The 22,534-nt window shown below is 38.5% G+C and carries 13 protein-coding genes; 5 read left to right on the forward strand and 8 right to left on the reverse strand.

Annotated features, from left to right (window positions below; translation table 11 throughout):
• Nucleotides 1–213: 213 nt before the first annotated feature.
• The 8 genes from K5X82_00110 to K5X82_00145 all read right to left on the reverse strand — a co-directional run bounded on the left by K5X82_00110 (nt 214) and on the right by K5X82_00145 (nt 13,633).
• Nucleotides 214–870, reverse strand: coding sequence for a hypothetical protein (locus K5X82_00110; protein ID QZT37312.1), 657 nt, complete (start codon nt 868–870; stop codon nt 214–216).
• A gap of 107 nt (nt 871–977) precedes the next feature.
• Nucleotides 978–1,748 carry an FUSC family protein gene (locus K5X82_00115; GenBank protein ID QZT37313.1) on the reverse strand — a complete coding sequence of 257 codons (771 nt, stop codon included), beginning with the start codon at nt 1,746–1,748 and terminating at the stop codon, nt 978–980.
• Nucleotides 1,749–2,044: 296 nt separating this feature from the next.
• Entirely contained in the window at nt 2,045–4,408 is a 2,364-nt protein-coding gene (locus K5X82_00120) for a hypothetical protein (protein ID QZT37314.1), read from the reverse strand.
• 274 nt (nt 4,409–4,682) lie between these two features.
• Nucleotides 4,683–6,860: an alpha-N-acetylglucosaminidase gene (locus tag K5X82_00125; GenBank protein ID QZT37315.1), complete on the reverse strand. Its 2,178-nt coding sequence runs from the start codon at nt 6,858–6,860 to the stop codon at nt 4,683–4,685.
• A gap of 60 nt (nt 6,861–6,920) precedes the next feature.
• Entirely contained in the window at nt 6,921–8,393 is a 1,473-nt protein-coding gene (locus K5X82_00130) for a RagB/SusD family nutrient uptake outer membrane protein (GenBank protein ID QZT37316.1), read from the reverse strand.
• A gap of 23 nt (nt 8,394–8,416) precedes the next feature.
• On the reverse strand, nt 8,417–11,806 hold the full coding sequence (locus K5X82_00135) for a TonB-dependent receptor (protein ID QZT37317.1): 3,390 nt from the start codon (nt 11,804–11,806) through the stop codon (nt 8,417–8,419).
• Between the two features lie 89 nt (nt 11,807–11,895).
• Entirely contained in the window at nt 11,896–13,029 is a 1,134-nt protein-coding gene (locus K5X82_00140) for a FecR family protein (protein QZT37318.1), read from the reverse strand.
• 43 nt (nt 13,030–13,072) lie between these two features.
• On the reverse strand, nt 13,073–13,633 hold the full coding sequence (locus K5X82_00145) for an RNA polymerase sigma-70 factor (GenBank protein QZT37319.1): 561 nt from the start codon (nt 13,631–13,633) through the stop codon (nt 13,073–13,075).
• Between the two features lie 234 nt (nt 13,634–13,867).
• On the opposite strand from K5X82_00145, the gene K5X82_00150 reads away from it, so the two are divergent.
• From K5X82_00150 to K5X82_00170, 5 genes are all read left to right on the forward strand, one after another.
• A complete protein-coding gene (locus K5X82_00150; GenBank protein QZT37320.1) occupies nt 13,868–14,929 on the forward strand; it encodes an NAD-dependent epimerase/dehydratase family protein in 1,062 nt (353 codons plus the stop codon).
• Between the two features lie 265 nt (nt 14,930–15,194).
• On the forward strand, nt 15,195–16,385 hold the full coding sequence (locus tag K5X82_00155) for a hypothetical protein (protein ID QZT37321.1): 1,191 nt from the start codon (nt 15,195–15,197) through the stop codon (nt 16,383–16,385).
• A gap of 10 nt (nt 16,386–16,395) precedes the next feature.
• Nucleotides 16,396–16,962, forward strand: coding sequence for a hypothetical protein (locus tag K5X82_00160; protein ID QZT37322.1), 567 nt, complete (start codon nt 16,396–16,398; stop codon nt 16,960–16,962).
• Nucleotides 16,946–20,626, forward strand: coding sequence for an ATP-binding protein (locus tag K5X82_00165; GenBank protein ID QZT37323.1), 3,681 nt, complete (start codon nt 16,946–16,948; stop codon nt 20,624–20,626). Before K5X82_00160 ends, K5X82_00165 begins: the two co-directional genes overlap by 17 nt.
• Nucleotides 20,610–21,467: a DUF2220 domain-containing protein gene (locus K5X82_00170; GenBank protein ID QZT37324.1), complete on the forward strand. Its 858-nt coding sequence runs from the start codon at nt 20,610–20,612 to the stop codon at nt 21,465–21,467. Before K5X82_00165 ends, K5X82_00170 begins: the two co-directional genes overlap by 17 nt.
• The last annotated feature ends 1,067 nt before the right edge of the window (nt 21,468–22,534 follow it).

The following is a 22,534-nucleotide window of genomic DNA, read 5'->3' on the forward strand; positions in this document are numbered from 1 at the left end:
TTGTCTATTTATTGTCGTATATATAAGTTTTAAGTGTTGGTGTCTGTAATAAAAAAGAACCAAGGAACTGTATATTGATACAGCTCCATGATTCTTCTAAAAACAGTTGTCGGATGATGTGATTTGAGCTAAAGCAGGGTGTCTATTATCTAGATACCTTCAACCCATCATTTCTTTTAATAAATTACTCTCAGTTTTTGTGAGATAATCGTTTTACATCGGAAGAATTATGTATAACTTGAGCTGTAATTGCCATTTATAGTCATCTAAAACCTCTGGTCTAACAGCATTATAGTATCCACTGAGAGCAACATTATATATGGCATTTTTTGTTTGGAATATTTGAGATACTCCAAGTCCTACAGGCACAATCCAACCATCTAGCTCTTCGTTGTAAGTGAGAAGAGGAGAGGTGTTGATGCCTGTTCCAGAGCGAAAAGAGTAGTTAAAAAGGTATTGTAACGTAGATGAGTTTACTCTATTACCACCTACTCCCCATGTTGGTGAATATGAGACTAGTGCTAAGAAACCATCTTTTTTATAAGTTGCAACAAAAGATGCTCCTACATTCCATGTGTTGTCTTTATAAGCCTCTTTAGAGTTGTAGGTGTTTGTTCTTAATACAACAGATGGACCAACTGCAGGAACAAAGTTACCACCCCATAGTTTAATTGGTTTTCGAGGGGCAAAATTTGCTGAGTATATAATGTTTCCTAAAGCCGTTTGCATCTCACCATTTGTGTATTTCGTCTCAATAGGGAGCATGGCAAAATTGATAAGCTGGATTTTGTCATTTAAATAGACTGGAATAATTGGTTCAAGCCATAAAGTATTGGAGTTATGTTCTCCAAGGGACAAATTATTCATCATGATCAATTTATAAATTTTAGCTACAGGGTCTAATGCATTAACTGACATCTCTTGTTTTGATGAAGATAATGTATCTGCTACGATGCTTTGGGATTTTGCTGTGGTACTTAGATAGATAAAGCAGATAAGTATCTTGCATTCAAATCATAAATGCAACACAATATTATAACTATGAGTGTTATTTGTGTGTAAATATTGAAGAAACAAAAAGGAGGATTCTTGATTATAGAAGTAACCGAAAGTAATATGGTAAAGATCATACCAATTTTCCAAACGACTGCACTCTGTGTGATAAAGTAGATACAGATAAGTGTGAGATATGAAATAATACCTCTCAAGTGAAATAAGTCGTAATGAGGAGGTTGGTTGAGTATTTGATTTTGTGAAGTCTCGTCCGTTTCTAAACTTGTAGTCTTTGCATAAATAAATAGTGATATCGAGGCTATCAATGAGCCAATAACGACTTGAATAATTTTATATTTTAGCCCATTTGTGTATATATCGGAATGAAGGTTTACTTCACTGCCAATGCCAAAGATTCCTAGTGTTAGAGTGAAATAGAAGATAAAATTATGGATTTTATTCCATCGTATTGTCATATGACCAAATAGGAGAACTAGAAGCATCACGAAATAGCGAATGGAGTTATTGGGAACCAGATGATACATTAAGATGATGGTTGCAATACCAATAATGGTCCCAGAAATCCTTTCTACGGCAGATTGAATAGATCTCTTATAGTTTGGGATAAATATGATGGATGTGGTTAATAGTCCCCATTCCATATGTGGAATTCTCAGAGTCCAAGAGATACTAAGGTATACCAAAACGATAAAACCATAAAGAATCCCTAATTTTATTTTGTCATTGTGTATCATAGACTATGTGATTTATTTGATTGCTACCATTTGTTATCTGTGAGCAAAAATAAGATCACTAAGGGGCTAAACTGTTGCAAAAAAAGTCGCAATAGTTATAGATTAAATTACATTATCATTTGATTTCCTTTTTAGAGTGAAGTTGTAAATGTACTTGGTCAAATCAGAAGAGTATTAGGGGTGTGATAGGTCCTATTATCTTGTGGAGTGATGATACTTTATCGGAATACATAGAACAATACTCCTTGAAATGCTATTCAGATTTAGATTGTTCTATGTATTCATGTGTTGATTTCCTACTCAAGGATGATCCACTTCATACTGTTGATTTTCTTTTGAAGTTCTTTTCCTTGATATCTAATTTGAAGCTTCTTCTTATCGTTAAGGTTAATATGAAGCTTTGTAATAAATTTCGAAGGGATATTGATATTAATTTGATCGTCTGAAACACTGATATTACAATTGTAACTGATAAACTCCCCAGTTTCTGTTTGAGCAATGAATGCATTGGACATGGCAACTTCCTCCATACATTTAAAATGTTCATGAACATCGTTGTCTTGACTATTGGCTCTTATCCAATCGGATATCATATCGATATATTGTTCTCCTATGACATACTTACGGTGTGGGTATTTTCTAGGGTGATAGTGTCCTGGATTATATTTGGTTGGATCGACATCTTTATGGGGTTGAGAAGTCTGAATTACTTCGACATAAGGGGAAGGGGTAAAGGCCCATCGCAGTTTCCCTGTGTTTGTGTCAATCATCTGCATCGCACTACCCAATGCATTGAATGTTTGTACTAACCACTTTGTATCTCCTGTAAGTTGGTAGAGATAGAATGTAGCGTAAGTTCTCCAAGAGGTCCATCCATGAGGTGAATTGAATATGTTGGGTTGTATATATACATCATATTGAGATTCCCAGAATCTCATTGTACCTCCTCGTTGTCTGCTATCAGGAATAATTAACTGTGTCAAAGCCTTATGCCCATCGATATAACTAAGTGCGGCTTTTTTGTATTTCTCCCTCTCTTTTGTTGAACTTTGTAATAGAGCAAATTCTGCCAATTGCAGTGCTGAACAGCTTACCATTCCATCTTCATAAGTAAGTTGACCTTCCGTATCGATATCTCCATCACTGAGAACCAATTCATCCATCGCTCTCTTCACCGATTTGAAGTGACGATTATAGGCTTTCTTCCAATTTGCATCTTTTTTTCCTAACTCTTTCTCTACGATAAAAAGCTCCATAATACTTTTGGCTGGGTAGATAACACTTGTGTAGTGAGTTGATCCTGCTCTATATGATCCGTCTTTAGCTTGGGCGTGTTTCATAATCCAGTCCGCAAGATCTCTTGCTCTCTCTAGATCGTATATATCTTTTGTGATTTGATATTTATCGACTAAAACTCCAATCATACTACTTGTATTTTGGATTCGATGTGCAATCTTTATCGGTTTAGGATCTTTGATATCATATAGTTGACTATATATCTGATCGAATTGTTGGATTGCTCTCTCTTTTAGATCTGGATTAGGAAAATACTTCTCTGCCAAGAACATCGTGTACATACCGTACCATGTTTCACAATGGGTGGTGGCTCTTGCTGGATATTTGAATGATGCTTGACGAGCTTGATTTAGATACCACTCCCAAGGTTTTTTGAAAGTAACATATGCCTCTGAAATTTTATCATTATACATCGCCTGTAACTTGTATAGCCCCACTTGCTGGTGCGAATCTAATGTATACTCCCCTGTAGTATTGGCTTCTATATTAAATATATCTCCATTGGGTGCAGTGACCATTACCTTACTATCATGTTGCCCTACAAGGGTGAATGTAATCGGTTTGTCTGCCTCGTTTGTCGTTTCTGAAATATGAAAGAAAGGGGCTCCCGTTAGTTCTGATAATTTGGGCTCAATCTCTGAGATATTATGTACTAAACTTAGGTATATATCCCATTTTTTTATTTCACCACGCGCTAGCTGATATTGATCTTGTGGATGGCGTTTAGGTAGTGGTAATGGATTGATTACATCAAGATTCATTGTGTTGATTCGATGGCCAAACCATTTATAGTCTGGTTCTCCCCAAGACTTTGTGAAATCATTACTCCATGATGCAATAGGATTTGGTGATGCGATACATAAAGCTCTTCCATCTGGGGCCATCGCATATCCCCAAAGGTGTGTCTTTTCACATCGTAGCATGGTTGGGAAGAACTTATGTAACCATTGTGGGAATTTTTCCATATAGGTGTTAATACCTAGATGTAGTCCAATCTTTGAAGGTTGGATGGTGGTAAAACCGACATTCTTCAATGTGGCTCTCACTCTCACCCCTTTCGTTTCTAAATGATACTCTAGTTGAAAATGAATATCGTCTACCGTTTGCTCAAAACGGTTCGGTTGGTCTGTTGCTTTTAACTTTATCTGATGGTCTTTGTTGTCCCATTTGCCATACCATTGTGGACCAGCCCACTCTCCCTTTTGGAATGTGACAGTATCTGATTTATTGGATCCATGTGTTATAAGCTGAGATATTTGCCCACCACTATTGATGTTAAGTTCATAGTGTGCGTTTTTTAAATTGACTTGTGCAAACAGATTGCAACTGATCAAGAGAAGAGTGATTACGATAGACTTAGTCATTGTTTTATATGTTAGTAGAATAAAAAATAGATTCTTTTATTCATGGTTTTGTTTACCAATAAAGGTAGTCTAAAGGAATCAGTATTTAAATGATTTTGAATGGTAAAAGTGATTGAAGTAGGCTGAAACTCGTATACGAGAAAACGATTGTTAGATGATAATTGTCAAACATGGAATGAGGACAAGTTGAATGATCTGTTGTTATCATCAGAAATAACTCTATACAGATGCTCTTTGTCTATATCCTCGATTCCATGTTTTTTTAATGATATATCTATAACTGACTATATTTATTGAACATGTATATTGCGGTATCAGCTGCATCTCCTTGTGGAGAGGTAATCGTTTCTATGTGAGATCTAGACCATTGATCTTCTAATGCAAACCAATCTATATCTTTTGGTTTTTCTCCTTTTAGAATGGCTATTTTTCGATGTATATATTTCTCCCATCTAGGATAATAAAGTTGCGAGAGAACTCCGACCCATTCTTTGTGAGCATAGTCGTGAAGTCCACCTTTATTGGCAGCATGTCTATTTCCCCAGCTCGTGATTTGTGTACGAGCATTCCATTCCATTAAATCTTTGTTTTTGGGCTGTTCTACCATATTTCTTGCTTGTTGAATCCATTGTCCTACAAGGAATTCTTTTCTTGTCATTAAGAGTTTTTCTTCATCAAGAATTAGTTGTAGTAATTGGTCTCCAATTGATTTTACTTCTGTGATATTTTCAGCTTTGTCAGCTTCTTCTAAATCCATGTGTAGTTTTTGTGCCTTAATGGCCATGATTTGTCGAACGAAATCTACCACATCATATTGGTAAGTGTCTAACTCATGTAGTTTACTGCTCTGCGAAAGCAATAAGCTTGTAGCATCAATAAGTTGTTGGGGATTGTAATAGATATCTGATTTGCCCCAACTAGATACACTTTTAATCTTTTCTTTGGGACGTGCGCAAAGAATATTTTCAGGGCAACCTTCAGCACCTTTATTTCTAGGGCAACTATAGACAGAGTGTAATAGAGTAGACCAAGCTTGATTGATCTCTTTGTTTAGTATACCATATCTCGCTTTTGCATATGAAGCAATCCATTGGTCAATATCTATTTTATTCTCAGTCCATCCAAGATCATAAATAAAGTCGTAAACTACAGGATAAGTTCCAATACCTTCCATGGCTGAACCGATACCAGAAAGACCTTTGTTCTTAGGGCTTTTAAGAGCAAAGTAGGCGTCCTCCGCAATGGTCTCTATTTTTCCGTAAATGCCAGTATTTCCTCCAAAGTTAGGAACGGTACACCATATCCAATCATGACCGATAAAACCTTTATCTCGTTTCCACAGAGAAGTAGTACCACCCCATTGAGGTCTTACTTCTCCCCAAAGGTCAAGAACAATCGCTTTTTTCTTAGGTATTCCTTTTAAGAGAGCCGTTCTCGGGTTATTTTGCCATGCTTGTAACACCCATGTAGCACCATTATTTTCTTGATTCATCATGGTGAAAATACGCTCTCCTGCTTTTGTTACGTTTATTCCTTTCGTTTGTCCTCCTTCATGAAAAGGGTCGCCTCCGAAGAATTTATTCTCGCCATAAAGCTTCTTCTGTTCTTCATAGAATATCGTACTGAATTTTTCAAATAGCGGATCTTCTGGGGTAAGAAAAGCTGGACGTCGGTAGCCACACCAAGTTCCTACATCTCGAATGTCTGCATCAGGGTATTTTTTTATAGAAGCATGTGGAACCATTCCATAGAAACCTTGAAGCACTGGTTCAATGCCTAGCTCTCTCATTCTATTTACGATTTTCTTCTGAAGTATGGCTCTATTATCAATATATTCTTGAGGAACTCCTCCTCCCCATCCTTCAAGGTTTCCCATTAACCACCATGCTTCAAATGCAGGTCCTGGAATAAATGCATTAATATCATCTTCACTATACTCGAGTCTTCGTAATGTATTTTGCCAAACTTTGGACTGTCCTGTTATGGCTAATGTGATATTTATTCCATTTAATGCCATCCAATCAATCTCTTTCTCCCATCTCGTCCAATCCCAGAAAGCCATACTATAGCTATGGGTGCAATAGTTTAAGTAATATCGATATTCAAAAGGAGAGGATATAATTTCTTTGGGATTTACTTTAGGTTGAATCTCTGGGAGGTTCATATTATCACCACACCAAGAGGTGCTACGATAGCAATATCTCGTTAGATAGTGTTTTATCCCTCGTGTAATTGCTCCTTTACTATTCCCTCTAATAAGAAGCTTATTGTTTATCGTTTCAAGTTCACAATAGTCATTATCTCGATTGTCTTTTTCAATCTTAATGATGATGTTGTCTTGGTATTGTGGGGCAATACGTTCTATAAAACGATATAGTTCTTGGTGTTTTTTATCTTCTGTGCAGCCTACACATTGTAAAAGAAGTAGTAATGATACAATTAGTTGTTTCATGTGTTTTTTGTTGATTCAATACACTGCTTGGAGATGATTCCAAGCAGTGTATTACTGTGTTTAGTACCCAGGGTTTTGAGTAATATTAGGATTCTCATTACGAGCAATTTGAGGAATAGGGAACAGGTTGTGTGTTTCTGATATTCCAACGGCTCCTCTTTCTATTGCCTTTTCAATATATTTCCCGTGACGAATAAGATCTTCTCTACGTGAACCTTCGCAGAATAACTCTCTAAAACGTTCATCAAGAATATAGTTATTGAAGTCATTTTTATCTGTAAACATTCCTATTGTGATAGGAGTAGCTCCAGCGCGATTACGAATTTCATTTACTAAGTCAACGCTTGTTTGATTAAGTCCATTTAGTTCGTTTAATGCTTCGGCTTTAGATAAAAGAACTTCCGCATATCGATATACTACATAGTCATTACCATGTGCTAGACCAGTACTTGCTGGGTCTTCATCGTATTTAACCGGTATAGCACCAAGCTTTGCCCAAGCCTCTGTAGATGCTTTCAGATCTAATACGCCATCCTTGGTATTGATATACCTCCAAAGGCATTCAAGTCGTTGATCTTTGCCTTCTTCAAATTTATCATACATAACCCATGGAACTTTATAACCACCCCATTTCTGTACAGGTATTCCTTGTGGTGAAACATAAGGTGACGGAAGCACGTGCGCTAGCCACTGATTAAACATATCGGACACATTACGAGGTAGTGCCCATATAATTTCACTATTTTTCTCGTTGGCAATACTAAAGATAGATTTATAAGTGTCTTGCAGTTGGTAAACACCTAGCGCCGTTATTTGATCAGCAGTAGCATTTGCTTTATCCCACATCTTTTCATGCATATATAGTTTTAGTAAAGCCATTAATGCAGTTCCTTGTGTTACCCTACCAAAGTCGCTTTCTGCATAGATTTTAGGTGTACCTTCTACGGCTTTTTGAACATTCTCTTCGATATATTTAATCATCCACTCTTTTGTCTGTCTCTTAGGCAAAAAAGTAGTATTAGGGTCCATTGTGATCTTAGTGTTCGTTACTAAAGGAACGGGACCATAGAAATCGTAAAGTGTATATGATAGCATGGCCATTAATCCATGTATCTCTGCGATATAACGTTTTTTGAGGTCCTCGTTCATCGCGACTTGACTAATACGATCAATAGTGTTAATACATATGGTATGTGCTTGTATATATTCTGTATATGATAATATAACATTATCACTACTTGAGTTCCATAAGAATTTTGAATAATCCTCCCACGACCAATGTCCCCAGAAGCAGACAAATTCATCCGTGGTTGCGATATTCATGATTAATCGATTTTGCCAGTTAGGGATTTGATAGCTTCCCATTTTGGAATAACATCCAGTAACAGCTGTTCGTACATCTTCTGCATTTTTAGGGAAATTGCTTGGACTTAATTGGTTGTATGTAACCGGTTCAAGGTTTCCTTCACACCCTACTAAGATGAGAACAAGTAGTAGAGAAGTGATTATTTTATTTATATGATATGTTTTCATGGATCTCAACGGATTTAAGGTGATTAGAATGAAATATTTAATCCTAGTGTATAGCTTGTCTGAGGAGGATAAAGTCCACCAAATTCAGGATCTCCTCCTTCATAATCTGTGATAATAAAAGGATTAGATACATCGACATATACTCTTGCTTTTTGAAGAAATTTAGTGTGTTGTAGAAGTTTATCGAAAGTATAACCCATTGTGATATTTTTTACTCTGATGAAGCTAGCATCTTGTAGCAAGAATTGATATCCGCCAGCATATGGATTACGTGCGACACTGTTAGGGTATTTCCCATTTGGGTTCTCGCTACTCCAAGAATCATTGATAAGCACTGCTTTATTTTGACCACGCGACAATTCATATCCGAACTGTCCATCTTCTAAATAAGCATTGGTTTTTTTGATTCCTAGCATTCCATACATATGAATATTCAGATCAAAGTTTTTATACTCAAAAGTATTGGTAAATCCGATGATTAGAGAAGGGTCTTCATTTGCAATCTTTACCATATCAGCCTCATTTAATTTTCCATCAGGTTCTCCTGTTTTATTGTTATTCTCATCAAAGCCGTTAATGTCTTTGACCTTTTGCCATCCTGGGATTGCTGATGGCATATGAGGGATTGCCTCTCCTGGTTGAACGAGTCCGTCCATTTCATACCCCCAATGTACACGAATAGGATCTTTTTCTGATTCGTAAGATTTAAGAATAGTGCCAGGAGCTCTTTGAACCCATGCATCTTTGTATGCTGAAAGGTTTAAATTTGTAGTCCATTTGAAAGCACGGTCAATATTAATGGTAGAGAGAGTTACTTCGTATCCTCTAGAGGATGTAATCCCCATATTGGCATTCATTTTGCTCAATTCTAAGAAAGAGCGTAATGCTTTTTTACCTAGAAGATCGGAAATCTCTTTATAGAAATACTCAACACTCGCACTTACTCTATTATTCCAAAAACCAATATCTGCACCAATATTATATTCGGTTGTAGTTTCCCATCTTAGACTTGGATTCTCATATGAGCTTAAGTAAGAACCAGTGCTTACATTATCTCCAAATATCCAATTGTGTCCCATGTTGTAGTATGCAAATGCACCAGATATATTACTATTACCAGTTTGCCCCGCACTCAAACGAAGTTTTAGGTTGCTGATCCACTCTTGTGATTCCATAAATGGTTCATTATTAATTCTCCATGCCAACGCACCTGAAGGGAAATACCCCCACTTGTTATTCTTACCGAATTTAGTGGAACCATCAGCTCTTAATGTGAACGTAAATAGATATTTGTCGTTAATATTGTAAAGTAATCTTCCAAAATAAGATGCAAGCACATCTTCTCCTTGGTAGGATGATACACCTGGTTTTTCACCTTCTCCTGCACCAATATTGTTATAAAGAAAAGCATCGGTGGTAAACTTATTATTTCCTAGTCCATGCCCTTCCCATGTGAATTTCTGATATTCGTAACCAACTAATGAGCTAATATGATGGTTTTTGAATAGATCAAATTGGTAAGATAAAGTCGTGTTGAATAAGTAGTCCTCACGATTGTTTTGGGTAATATTTGCTTGTCCACCTACTCTTTCTCCATAGAGTGTCGTTTTGGGTAGATACAGTTTGGTTGTTGCTCTGTTTTGATCCACACCTACCTTTGTGGTCATTTTAAGATTCTTTAAAGGAGAAATCTCAACGTATCCTTGAGCAAGAAGTCTATCCTTTTGAGTTTCATTGGTAATTTCAAGTAGAGATACTGGATTTGGATAGAATGGAGAGCCTGGTATAAGTGTGTAGTTCCCATCTTCATCTTTCACATCCAATGTTGGTGTAAATCGCATTGCGGTTTCAATTACTCCTGCATACTCATTGATCCCTGTTCCCATCGAAGCATTATTGTAGTTTACACGACTCCCCGTAGAACGGATACCTACTTTTAACCAATCATTAATTTTAGTATCAAGATTTACACGTCCAGTCAAACGCATAAAGTCATTTCCTTTAACGACACCGTCTTGATCGAAATGGTTTACCGAAATTAAATAATTGGTTTTCTCATTGGCACCACTAATGGTTACATTATTCTCAATAATTTTACCTTGTCTTGTGACAAGATCAAACCAGTCAGTACCAGGGCCAGAATTGTTCATTTGATCTTCTGTATAGGTAGGTACCCATGGTGTGATTGTAGCGGCATCTGCATTACCATAAACCCCTACTTTGTTGTCCATCATCCACTTCTCTTTTGCTTGGCGGTTTGTTGCCTGCATATAGCCTTGTGCATCCAAAACATCCCATGGTTTCGATATGTTTTGAACTCCTGTTTTTAGTCCGTAGTCTACTTTTACTTTCCCTTTTTTACCATTTTTTGTTGTGATTAATATAACCCCATTGGCAGCTCTTGCACCATATATCGCTGTCGCACTAGCATCTTTTAGCACTTCGATGGACTCAATGTCATTAGGGTTGATTGAATTTAGAGGGCTTCTTGTTCCTACCGTATATCTGTTTGATCCTGTATTCGGGTCAACTCCATCGGCTACGGGGAAGCCATCTATAATGTAAAGCGGTGAATTACCCGCACCAACAGATGCTGCACCTCGAACGGTTATTGAGATTGCTCCACCTGGTTGTGCATCATTTTGTGTTACTTTAACCCCAGCAGCTTTTCCTGAAAGCATATGTTGTACAGAAGTTGTTGCTGATTCAGGAAGATCTTCAGTTTTTACTGAAGAAACAGCACCTGTGAGATCACTCTTTTTCATCACGCCGTAACCTACTGCAACTACTTCACTGAGCCCGATAGACTCTTGTTGAAGAGTTACATTGATATTTGTGGTGTTTTGAATGTCAATAACTTTTGATTTCATTCCGATATAAGAAACCTTTATTTGTGTCACGTCTTTATCAACAGTTAAAGCAAACTGACCGTTGATATCGGAGATCCCACCCTTAACTGTTCCTACAAGTTGAATGGTGGCACCTATTATAGGTTCACCTTGTACATCAACAACTGTACCTGTAATTTTGCGGTTGGTCTCTTTCTGTTGATCTTGATTTATAGGACGAGTCCTCTTTGAGTGTATTGTAACCGTTTTCCCATTAAGTGTGTATGTTAGGGAGGTCTCTTTTAGACATTCGTCAAGGATTGTAGACAATGGGGTATCCTTGAATGCTTTGTTTTTAACTACGATATTTTCTACCGCATCTTCTTGGAAGAAGAAGGATAGTTCAGATGCATCTTGAAGTCGTAGTAGAAGACCTTTTAGTGTTTCCGATTTTACCCTTACACTCATGGAAGGTAGGTCTACGGTACCTTCTGTAGCATAGATAGACTGAGAACTGAACACACATAGACTAAGTATCAGCCATGTCGTTACAGTCTTTATTGAATTGCTCCAATTCCTGTTCATAAATTATTGATTTAGTATTAGATAATTGTGTTTATTATAACCAACACCAAATCATAATCTATGAAAGAGATTATCTCAGAGTTGGTTGTTTATTGTTTCTCTTTTATTTCATAAATACCCTCTTTAAATTCTATTATAATTCCCATCGTTTGAAATAATCTAACGATGTCTTGAAAATGGTTGTAGCGCTCAAATGTTCCAGTAAACTTGAGTTTCTTGGTCTCTTTATTTGAATATTTTACCTTGAAATCATACCAATAAGAAAGATCCTTGAAGATCTCTTCTAACGTGTTATTTTCATAAGAGAAAGCATCACCTCTCCAAGCCAATAGTCGTTGTGCATTTATATGCTTTTGGGTGGTCCACTTACCATCATGGAAGGATGCTAACATATCTGGTGTGATAGAGACCTTCTGTTGGCTCTTCTGATGCACTGCCTCTACTTTCCCTTCTGTAAGAATGACTACTGTGTGATTTTGGTTGCGCGTATTTACATTAAACTGTGTTCCCAACACTTTCACATAGACATCTGATGTTCTCACATAGAAAGGTTTGTTCTCCTGTTTGCTCACTTTGAAGAATGCTTCTCCTTTTACACTCACTTGTCGGCTATCCTCATCAAAAATATTTGGAAAGGTTAGCTTACTTGCTGCATTCATTGTGACTACAGTACCATCAGCCAGTTCCACGCAATAGCTCTGTTTTCTTGGAACTACAAGTGAATAGTGCTTATCAGATACAAACCACTGAGCTGAAATATCAGTTACTACCAGACGGTCAGATTTGATTTCAAATAGCCCTTTAGGTAGTTGTACAGTATCTTTTAACGCGACTTTTGTGCCATCTTCAAGTATTAAATAAGGCCTCTGAAGGTCAATTTCTGCCACTACACTTGTGTGGTCTCCCTCACTATAATTACTACTATACCATTTCAAAGAACCAGTTGTGATTGCCAATAAAATACTTGCTGCAACAGCGAATGACTTCCAACGACTCTTCCGATTGGATGATTCCACTTGTTGTATAAAGGATTGAAATCCTCTATCTACATCGATCTCCTCCTCCATCTCTTTTTCTTGATAGAAGCTTGTTGCACTGTCAAAAAATGATTGATGTTGAGGCTTTTTAGCCCAATTGTCAAATGCTTCTTTCTCCTTCTTTGATAAATCCTGTCGGTTTGCTTTCCGGAAAAGCCTCCATGATATCTCTTTTTCTCTTCTCATAATCTCTATTAACTAGTAAATGAACCCTTGAAATAGGGTGACATCATTTGGTGAAAAAAAATAGTAAAATGGTAATCTTTTTTATAGTCTCTTTATTATTAGGTAGTTGTAGTTCTGAACGAATTTTGCTGTAAGCTCTCTTTATCTGTGTTTTGACGGTGTTGACACTGATATTATGTCTCTCTGCAATCTTCCTATAGGTGATTCGTTCTTGATAGTGCTCTTGCACCATGATTTTCATTTTTGATGGCATCAGATCAATAACACTCTCTATTTTCTGAATAATCTTTTCATCTGAAATATCACTATATCGGTGAATATAGATCAGTGCCTCTTTGATACTCTCTTCATGTCGATCGTGAATGGATAGCTGTTTGAGTCGATTTAAGCATTTGTATTTGGCTGCACGAAATAGATAGTGCTCAATCTCACCATGAATATGTGTAAGGTCTTTTTTATGCCAAAGCTCAAGAAACAGCTCTTGTACCAAGTCCTGTGCCTCATCTCGATTATAGACAATGGCTGTACAGAACCTAACAAGGTCGCTGTAGTAGTCTTGATATAACATTTCAAATCGACTCTTTTTGTTCTTTCTTAAATACATTGAAGTCGGATTCTTTAGATAGTTTGTTCAATAGTTTTGTTACATTTCTTTGTCAAAATAGGTAAAAAGAATGTTTCATGATAATTAAATAATGTTATTATTTGATAGTTCCTATCGATGAGTTTCTATAATACGATTCTAAACTAGCCTACAGGGTGAACTTTTATTGTTTTGCATTGTTACACTTGAAGTAATGGATTTTATGTCTATAACATAACACACATCTTATTGCATATGAAAGAGATAGATAAGTCTAAGCCAGTTATGGTTACTGGTGCTACAGGGTATGTTGCAGAATGGTTGGTCAAACTTCTTTTAGATCAAGGCATGACTGTGCATGCAACTGTCAGAAATCCAATGAATAAAGAGAAGCTCTCAGTGCTAGAGAAACTGGCTGAAGAGGCAGATGGTACCATTAAATTTTTTAAGGCAGATCTGCTACATCCTCATTCGTTTAAGGAGGCAATGGAAGGGTGTGAATTAGTCTATCATACAGCGTCTCCTTTCTTCTTAGATGTAGTGGACCCCAAAGAAGAACTTGTAGAACCAGCCTTGCGTGGGACCCAAAACGTCTTAGAACAAGCCAACGAGACAGAGAGTGTTCAACGTGTGGTGCTAACAAGTAGTGTGGCTGCCATATATGGCGACAATATTGATCTTAAGAAGAGTGTAACAGGTAAGTTTACAGAGAAAGACTGGAATACTACTTCTTCTTTGACGCATGGAGCATATATGTATTCTAAAATACTTGCCGAGAGAGAGGCTTGGAAGATATATGATGCACAGGATAGATGGGATTTGGTGGTCATTAACCCCTCTTTTGTAATGGGACCAGCCATAGACCCAAAGCATGTTACTTCTGAAAGCTTTAAGCTTATAAAGAAGATGGGAAATGGAACATTCAAGTCCGGACTTCCTTCATTAGCATGTGGAGTAGTGGATGTGCGTGATGTGGCTATAGCTCATTTTCGTGCTGGTATATTTACTGGTGTGGAGGGGAGATATATTGTTTCAGGACACGATGCTTCTCTGTTGAAAATGTCTACGGAGTTAATACCTGTCTATGGAGATAGCTACCCTTTACCCACAAAACTCGTTCCTAAATGGCTGTTATGGTTTTTAGGCCCTATGATGGATAAGAGCTTAAGCCGACGATTTATTCGAAAGAATATTGGCCTCCGCTGTATTATGGATAACACCAAGAGTAAGGATGATTTGAAAATGATCTATAGGCCAATGCACGAAACCATGCAAGAGATGTTTCAACAACTTATTGATCATCAACTATTGAAGTAACTCCAATATAACTATTGGAATAAATACTGTTTCTCATATAATTTGGTAGTTAGAGGTCGTCGCTTTAGTAAACTAAAGAGCCGACCTTTTTTTTGTTAGGGTGACTAACCTCTATTTCGAATTAGGGCCTGTTCATAAAAATAAAACAAGCCTATTGCATCTCATTATCAAAGATGTCATCGCTATTGTTTTTTTTATAACATAAAACTATGTATTATTGTTATAGTATCATCATTAAGAGAGATATTTAAGCAAACACCAAAGAATGCATACATTTCAATCTATAAAAGAGTTTATTCATGATCTCAATTTCTCCAAAGATCTTTTAACCGAGATGTTTGAAAAGAGAAAGTCTCTAAACTATCGTTATGAGGATGCCGTAGCTTTACTAGAAGATGAGACAAAAGTAGAACGGCTGATAGATAAGGAGATCATTATACGGAATGGGGCATTCTTAGAGATTAACGATACCCTTTTGGTCTTTTTTGAGAATGTATTAGATGTAAACGAGGAGGTTAACACAGCTTATATAGAAGAGCACCTAAAGCTTATTGAAGAGAGTATTGAGTACTTCTTGCTTGAAGACAATGAGAGTCGTCGGTATCGGTATTTAAAGGTTGTGAAAAACACCCTCCGAAATATCGGTGTTGTCGGTATACGCAATGTGGTAGATTTAGATCGTAATATCGAAAACACCTTTAAGACAGAGCCTAACTATAAGATCAAAATAAGGAAGTTAGAGAACTACGACCAGAAGCGTCAAGATATTATGATGCTGATAGATAAAGCGGAGCAGTTGGTGCAAGAGCAGCACAAGACCTTTTTTATCAAGGCGATGGACGACCAGCTTAACTCTGTGATCGTAGCCTTAAAGATACAGTTGCACGATGCACGCCATAACCTCATTGAGATACAGAAGCAGGTGATCAACTTCCTGAACCAAGTGAAGCAACACAATCGCTTTGTGGAGAAGCTACGTAAGGTCAAATATCTCAAAGATCAATTTGAATTAAAAGAGAAGTCCGATATCGAACAGATTCTATTCAAAGATCATGCACTGATATATGAAAGTCGCTCTTCCTCTTCCTTAAAGATCGACTTAGATATTCTAGAAGAAGATACGGTATATGAGTTGATCGATGCCATTCATCGCAAGCAGAAGAGACAAACCAAACAGGAGATGTCCATTGCCCCTGCTATCGATAACACCTTCTTTGATCAAGACACCGAACAGATGGAGTTCATTCGTTACGACGAGATGATACATAACTTTAAAGCCTCACGCTATCATTTATGGGATTTTATGCATCATTATTCCTACGATCAGCCTGTGACCACCGAACAGAAAGTACATTACTTCTGTCAGATGGTCTCCCTCTATGAGGAGGAGCTGCGTTTTACGGAAGAGTGTGTCTCTTTCGAAGGATTAGAGTTAGCCATCGTTTATCCCAATTAATACAGTAGTCATGGAGAACAATAACTTAAAACAGACCATATTCGAACGCTTAAGCAGAGGTGCTTTTGTCTGTTCTAACAGTGCTTCGAGAGAGCAACAACGACTATTTAGATATATCGATGAACATTATAGTGAGTTATACGACTACTACGAACAGATTGGATATAGACTAACCCAAGGGGATGAATACTACTATTTCACTCGTAACGAGAGTAAAGCAGATTTGCAGCGTAAAATAGAGAAAGCATTTCGTTGGATCGATTATATAGACTTCTTCAAGACTTACGATAGTGCTTTTACAGTAGGCTATCGTTTTGCACCCGAGGATATTGCAGTGAAATTGAAGGTGAATGCCTCTTTAAAAACCAAGCTAAAGCAGTTACAAAAGAGTTTAAAGGAGTCGATAGAGATGGACACCATCAAGAAGCTGATCGATGAACTCCGAAAAGATGGGTATATCGAAATGGAAAACGAAGTGAGTAACACCTACAAAGTACTCTCATCGTTCTACTACCTTGAGTCTTTAATCCTTAATATTAACCTATCAGAAGACGTGACCGATGAGATCTCTCAATAAAATTGTTTTTATCAACAGCGCCAATATACCTTATGCCGAAATACCCTTGGATGGAAACACCCACTTTATTGGGACACAAGGGGTAGGGAAGAGTACTATTCTGCGTGCCATCCTATTCTTTTATAATGCTGACTCTCGAAAGCTCGGCATGCCACAAGGACCCACGGTAAAGAACTTTGTACAGTGGTATCTCTCTTATGCCAACTCCTATATCGTCTATGAGGTGGTACGAGAAACAGGGAACTACTGTGTGGTTGCCCTGCGTAATAAAAATAAAGTACGTTTCCGTTTTATCGACAGCCCTTATCGTAGCGACCTCTTTATGGATGAGGATCGTCGTGCCTGTACTTCATGGGAGGCGATACGTAAGAATCTTGATGCCCATCAGATTCACTGTTCTAATCTAATCCAAAGTTTCGAAGAGTATCGCAATATCATCTATGGTAATCTTCTAGGAAAACCCGAATATAAGCGATATACCTTGCTCGAATCCAAACAGTATAGCAACATCTTTCGAACTATACAGAATGTTTTCTTAAATACGAAATTGGATGCCAATGAGATCAAGCAGACCATTATCTCTTCGATGGAAGAGTCGAGTTTGTCTATCGACCTATCGGTGTATGCCAACCACCTAAAGGGGTTTGAGACACAGATCAACGATATCCGTAATTTCAAGAAAGAGAGCACCCAGCGCTATGCCAAACAGATCGCCTCTCATCTTTCGAGTATTCATGTCTTGACTCAAGAAGAGAAGCGACTATTTGTACAGCTAAAGGGACGTATGTCGCAGATAGAGATTGCCGAACCCCTGCTTATTCGCGAATTAGAGCGTCTCAACCATGAAAAGCAGAAGCTCGAAAGAGAGTGGTTAGACAACAAAGCTTCGATGGAGAAAGAGCTTGATGCCCTGAAAGCAGAAGCGAGTCTAAACCAAGAGAAAATCGATCGTTCTCATAAACAAAAGGCCTATTACGAAACAAAAAATATCGAACAGATATTAGAGCGTATTGCTAAAAAGGGAGATGTCGAGAGCCAAAAGAGTGCTTTGGTCAGAGAGAAGCAGATTCTGAGTAGCCAATATGCCAACATACAACATCGTTACGAAGCACTTATAGAAGCCAAGGTCAATGAGAAGTCGCAGCGACTATTAGAGAAGCAAACACAGATCAACGAGATAGATACCGCTTTTAATGCTACCCAAAATAGCAATCTAATGGCACAGAACCAAGCGATAGAGAAGGTCGATAGAGAAGCTGAAAAACGACTGTTAGAACAACAGGAACAGCTCGATCATCGACACGAAAACCTTCATCGACTTGAAGGAGAAAAACGTCTATTGAAACATACCCCACTCTATCGTGATGAACTCATTGAAATGGATCGTGCTAAAGAGCAGAAGCATCTAGATATGGAGGGCTTAAGCCAGAAGATTCAACACGATAAAGCACAGATAAAAACGTTAGAGAGCCAATGGGAACTTGAGAAAGAGAAGTTTAAGAACAACTTTACCCTTTCCGAAGAGCGTCTACGCTTACGTGCTACTACCTGCCAAGAGGCATTCGCTCTTGTCGAACAAAAGATCACGGTATTTGATCGTTCTCTTTATGGCTGGCTGGATAAACACGAAAAGCAGTGGAAGTCGAATATTGGTAAGGTGATGGACCCACAACTTCTTTTCCGTGATGATCTTGCTCCGAGCCATACTTCAGAGAGCAACTCTCTTTATGGTGTAGAGCTTGATCTAACCCCATTGGAAGATTATAACAAAGATTCGAAAGAACAGTTGGCTTTCGAGCAAGAACGCTTACAACAAGAGCAGGTCGATATCCAGTCGGAATTTAAGGCGTTGGATAATCAACACAAAGAGGCTGTCGAGAAGCTCAAAGGACGCTATACGCGTAAAATCAAAACTTTGAAAGAGGCCGTGCGTCAAAATGACTATCAACAAAAAGAGTGTCAAAAAGATCTCGATAAGTTGATTGTTATGCGTAATGAGCTGGCTGAGAAGGCCGAAAAAGAGCAAGTAGAAAGAGTCGCTACTATCCAAGAGAAAATTGATCGTGCTCGTATAGATGTGACCACCTGCAAAGAGTCGCTACAAATGATGAAAGGGGCTGTAAAACGAGATAAAGAGGAGGTGAAGCAGCAGTTCCAAAAACAGTTAAAACAAGAGTTGGAGAAGGCTCAACAAGGTAAAGAGCTGCTTCAGAAAAGCATTGCTCAGTTCGAAGAGACATTCTCAAAGGAGCATGACGCGTTAATACAACAACGCAACCAAGAGTTGAAAGAAGAGGGGGCCGACACCGAAAGACTAACACAGCTGGAGGCCCTGATTGTGTCGCTTGAGAAAGAACTGCTCTTTATCGACCGCCATCGTGAACTGGTTGGAGAATACCATAAAGATAAGCGAGAACTGTTTGATCTCATGCCCCATTTCGAAAAAGAGTTAGCTCGAATAGAGGGCGAACTAAAGAGACTGCACCAAGAATTTCAAATCGCATACCGTAAATCACAACACCAGATAGAGATAGTGACCAAAGAGAGCAAAAAGTCTCAAGAGGAGTTACAACTATTTCGTGTAGATAAAGAGCGATACAATACCTTCTTAAAATCACATATCTATGAGGATCTAAAGGTGGAAACCGAAGGGATGGAGATCGAAAGTACCCATCGAACGGCCTCGGTGATTATGGACGAAATCAATGAGAAGCACTATCGTAAAAAAGATATTCTAGATATGCTTCGTGCCGCATGCGATAAGTTTCTATCGTTCTTCTCTATGGGCAACATCTTCCAATTTCCAGAAAAGCTACTTGAAAATAGAGCCTACCTAGACTGGGCTGAAGAGCTTACCGAATTTGTTGAAGACCATAAGATAGAGGAGTTTGAACGTCGTACAGGCGAACGTTTTGGTGAGATTGTCAAGAATGTAGGCAAAGAGATCACCCTACTCATCTCTAAGACTGGTGAAATCCGTAAGGTGATCCATAAGATCAACACCGACTTTAGGAGTAAGAATTTCGTTACTGCGATACAAAATATCGAACTAGGGATTAACGATAGTCAGAATCCTGTGGTGACCATCTTGCGTAATATTAAAGATCTGAGCGACACTTTTGCCTCTCCTTTAGGCGAAAATAATCTTTTTGCACATAACGAGAACCAACATAGTGAGCAGGATGCCGTGGGGTTACTTAAACAGCTGATCAAAACCATACATCAGAGTAAAAGTGACTATATCTATTTGACCGATATCTTTGAGCTCAATTTCCGTATCGAAGAGAATGGCAACGACACTGGGTGGGTCGAAAAACTATCTAATGTCGGATCAGAAGGAACGGATGTACTAGCCAAGGCGATGATCAACATTATGCTGCTGAATGTGTTTAAAGAGGGGGCATCACGCAAATTCTCCAATTTTAAACTTCACTGTATGATGGATGAGATTGGGAAGCTTCATCCCAACAACATCAAAGGGATATTGAAGTTCGCTAACGATAGAAATATATTGCTTATCAATGGATCGCCCACCGAAAGTACCCCATTAAGTTACCGACATATCTATCATGTGTCGAAAGATGAAAATAAGAAGACCAAGGTGGTGCGACTGGTTTCAGGGTCACACCATCAAACCAACGTAGCAGATGAAAATAACACTTAAAATAGCAAAAAACCTCTCCCTACTACAACAGGGAGAGTCCTTGCCTTATGGAGGGGCCAAAAGTACTGTGCTCGATAGAATGATCGAAGAAGGGGTGGTGTCCGTTCAGCTCATAGGACGAACTCGAAAGGTGGTCTCTGCTCCCAATATCATACACCTGAACAACTATCTGCAAAATCAATATGGAATAGGAGATCTAATGGCCTATATCGAAACACTAGAAACGCCATCTTTACGCGCCGAGAGTGTCCGTACTTCATCTGACTCGAAGGTCACCAAAGTGCGTACATTCAAAGGATTCATGGTCAATACCCTAGAACCTATTGAAGCCCACTTGGGAGATAAGCCGATCCTTATAGCACCTCCAGAAGGAACTTTTACCTATATCTACGACTATGAAGCATTGCGACTACCCCCCGAAGTGATTGTCGTGGGAGTGGAGAATGCCGAAAACTTCCGATACTTAAACGAGCAGTTGGAGATATTCCCTTCAGAACCGAAACTGTTTGTCAGTCGTTATCCCCAATCCAAAGATCTACTATCTTGGCTGCTTACCATCGAAAATAACTACCTCCATTTCGGAGATTTCGATTTCGAAGGTCTACGTATCTTCGAGCATTCCTATCGCAAACATCTAGGTGAAAGAGCCTCTCTTCTTGTTCCTCGTGATTTGGAAGCCATGCTGTCGAAATATGGTAACAGATCACTCTATGATAAACAGTATCGAAGCCAAGGAGATACAAATCTAGATCTCCCGTATTATCATAAAATAATCTCTCTTTTTCATCGATATAAGCGCTGTTTAGAACAAGAAGTATACATTGCCTCGCCAGAAGTGTGATGTGCTCTTAGAGATAGCTAAAAAGCGTAAATGCGGCAATGATTGGTTGAGGAAAGAAGAAAAGAACTACTAAGGCGCGAAGGGTTGAATCGTAGAGGATAGAATATGGATGACAGGAATTAAACAGATGAACACATATTATTTTATTGTTGGTTGGGCTGCAAGGGGAAATGAACCTCGAAGCCACAAAGACACGAAGGGATGTGATATCGTTTTTTTTGTTCTATCACTTTACGATGCTTCATCTTTCCCTGAAAGGGAAACCGAACTTAGCCCAATGGTGGAGAACCATAGATTGACCGCAAGGTCAAAGTATTGGCTGGAGCCTTGGGTAATAGTGTAAAAACAATCAGAGGGCTGTAAGTCCGATCCCATGACCTCATTCCATCGACGTTGTATTGCGTAGTTTGTGCCAATTTATTGGCACGCCTTGTGCGTTTTGTTATCCTTATACGGATTTGGCTTGCCGAACCCGATGGCGGAGATGAATGGATATTACAAATATCGGAATGGTAAGCATCCATTATAAAACTCAGGGGGCATCCCAATTGATAGTAAGCTCCCTGTTCAAATAGCTGTCATGCACCTATAAATGGATAAGGAGGAAATACTCCCCCTTAAATTATATGGGGTTGCTTAATATGCTACATCTTTCCCTGAAAGGGAAACCGAACATAGCCCAATGGTGGAATGCTGACGAAGTGCTTTAGCTCTGAGTTGGCATGGAGCCTTGGGTAATAATGCCCCCCTCAAACATGAAGGGCTGAAGGCCTGACCGAAAATATTGGATGTAGAAAAGATAGTATGTTGGTTGATACGTAAGGGTGGCACACTGATGAACACAGATCTTTGTTGATACGTAAGAGTGGGGACAGCCGCTGGGAACGCTTAGTTTCAGTTCGATATCGTGCATCAACACCTCGATGAAGCGATACTAAGTTGTCGCTCTCCTGACACACGATGCCGAGCTGGAGCTCAGCGTTCCCAGCAGCTGTCTCTCACTTAAGATGAAATATAGAAGTTCTTGATTTCACCCCACCCATATAAAGTCACTTCGGTATTAGTCT

This window comes from Prolixibacteraceae bacterium, assembly GCA_019856515.1.
GTDB lineage: Bacteria > Bacteroidota > Bacteroidia > Bacteroidales > Prolixibacteraceae > Halosquirtibacter > Halosquirtibacter xylanolyticus.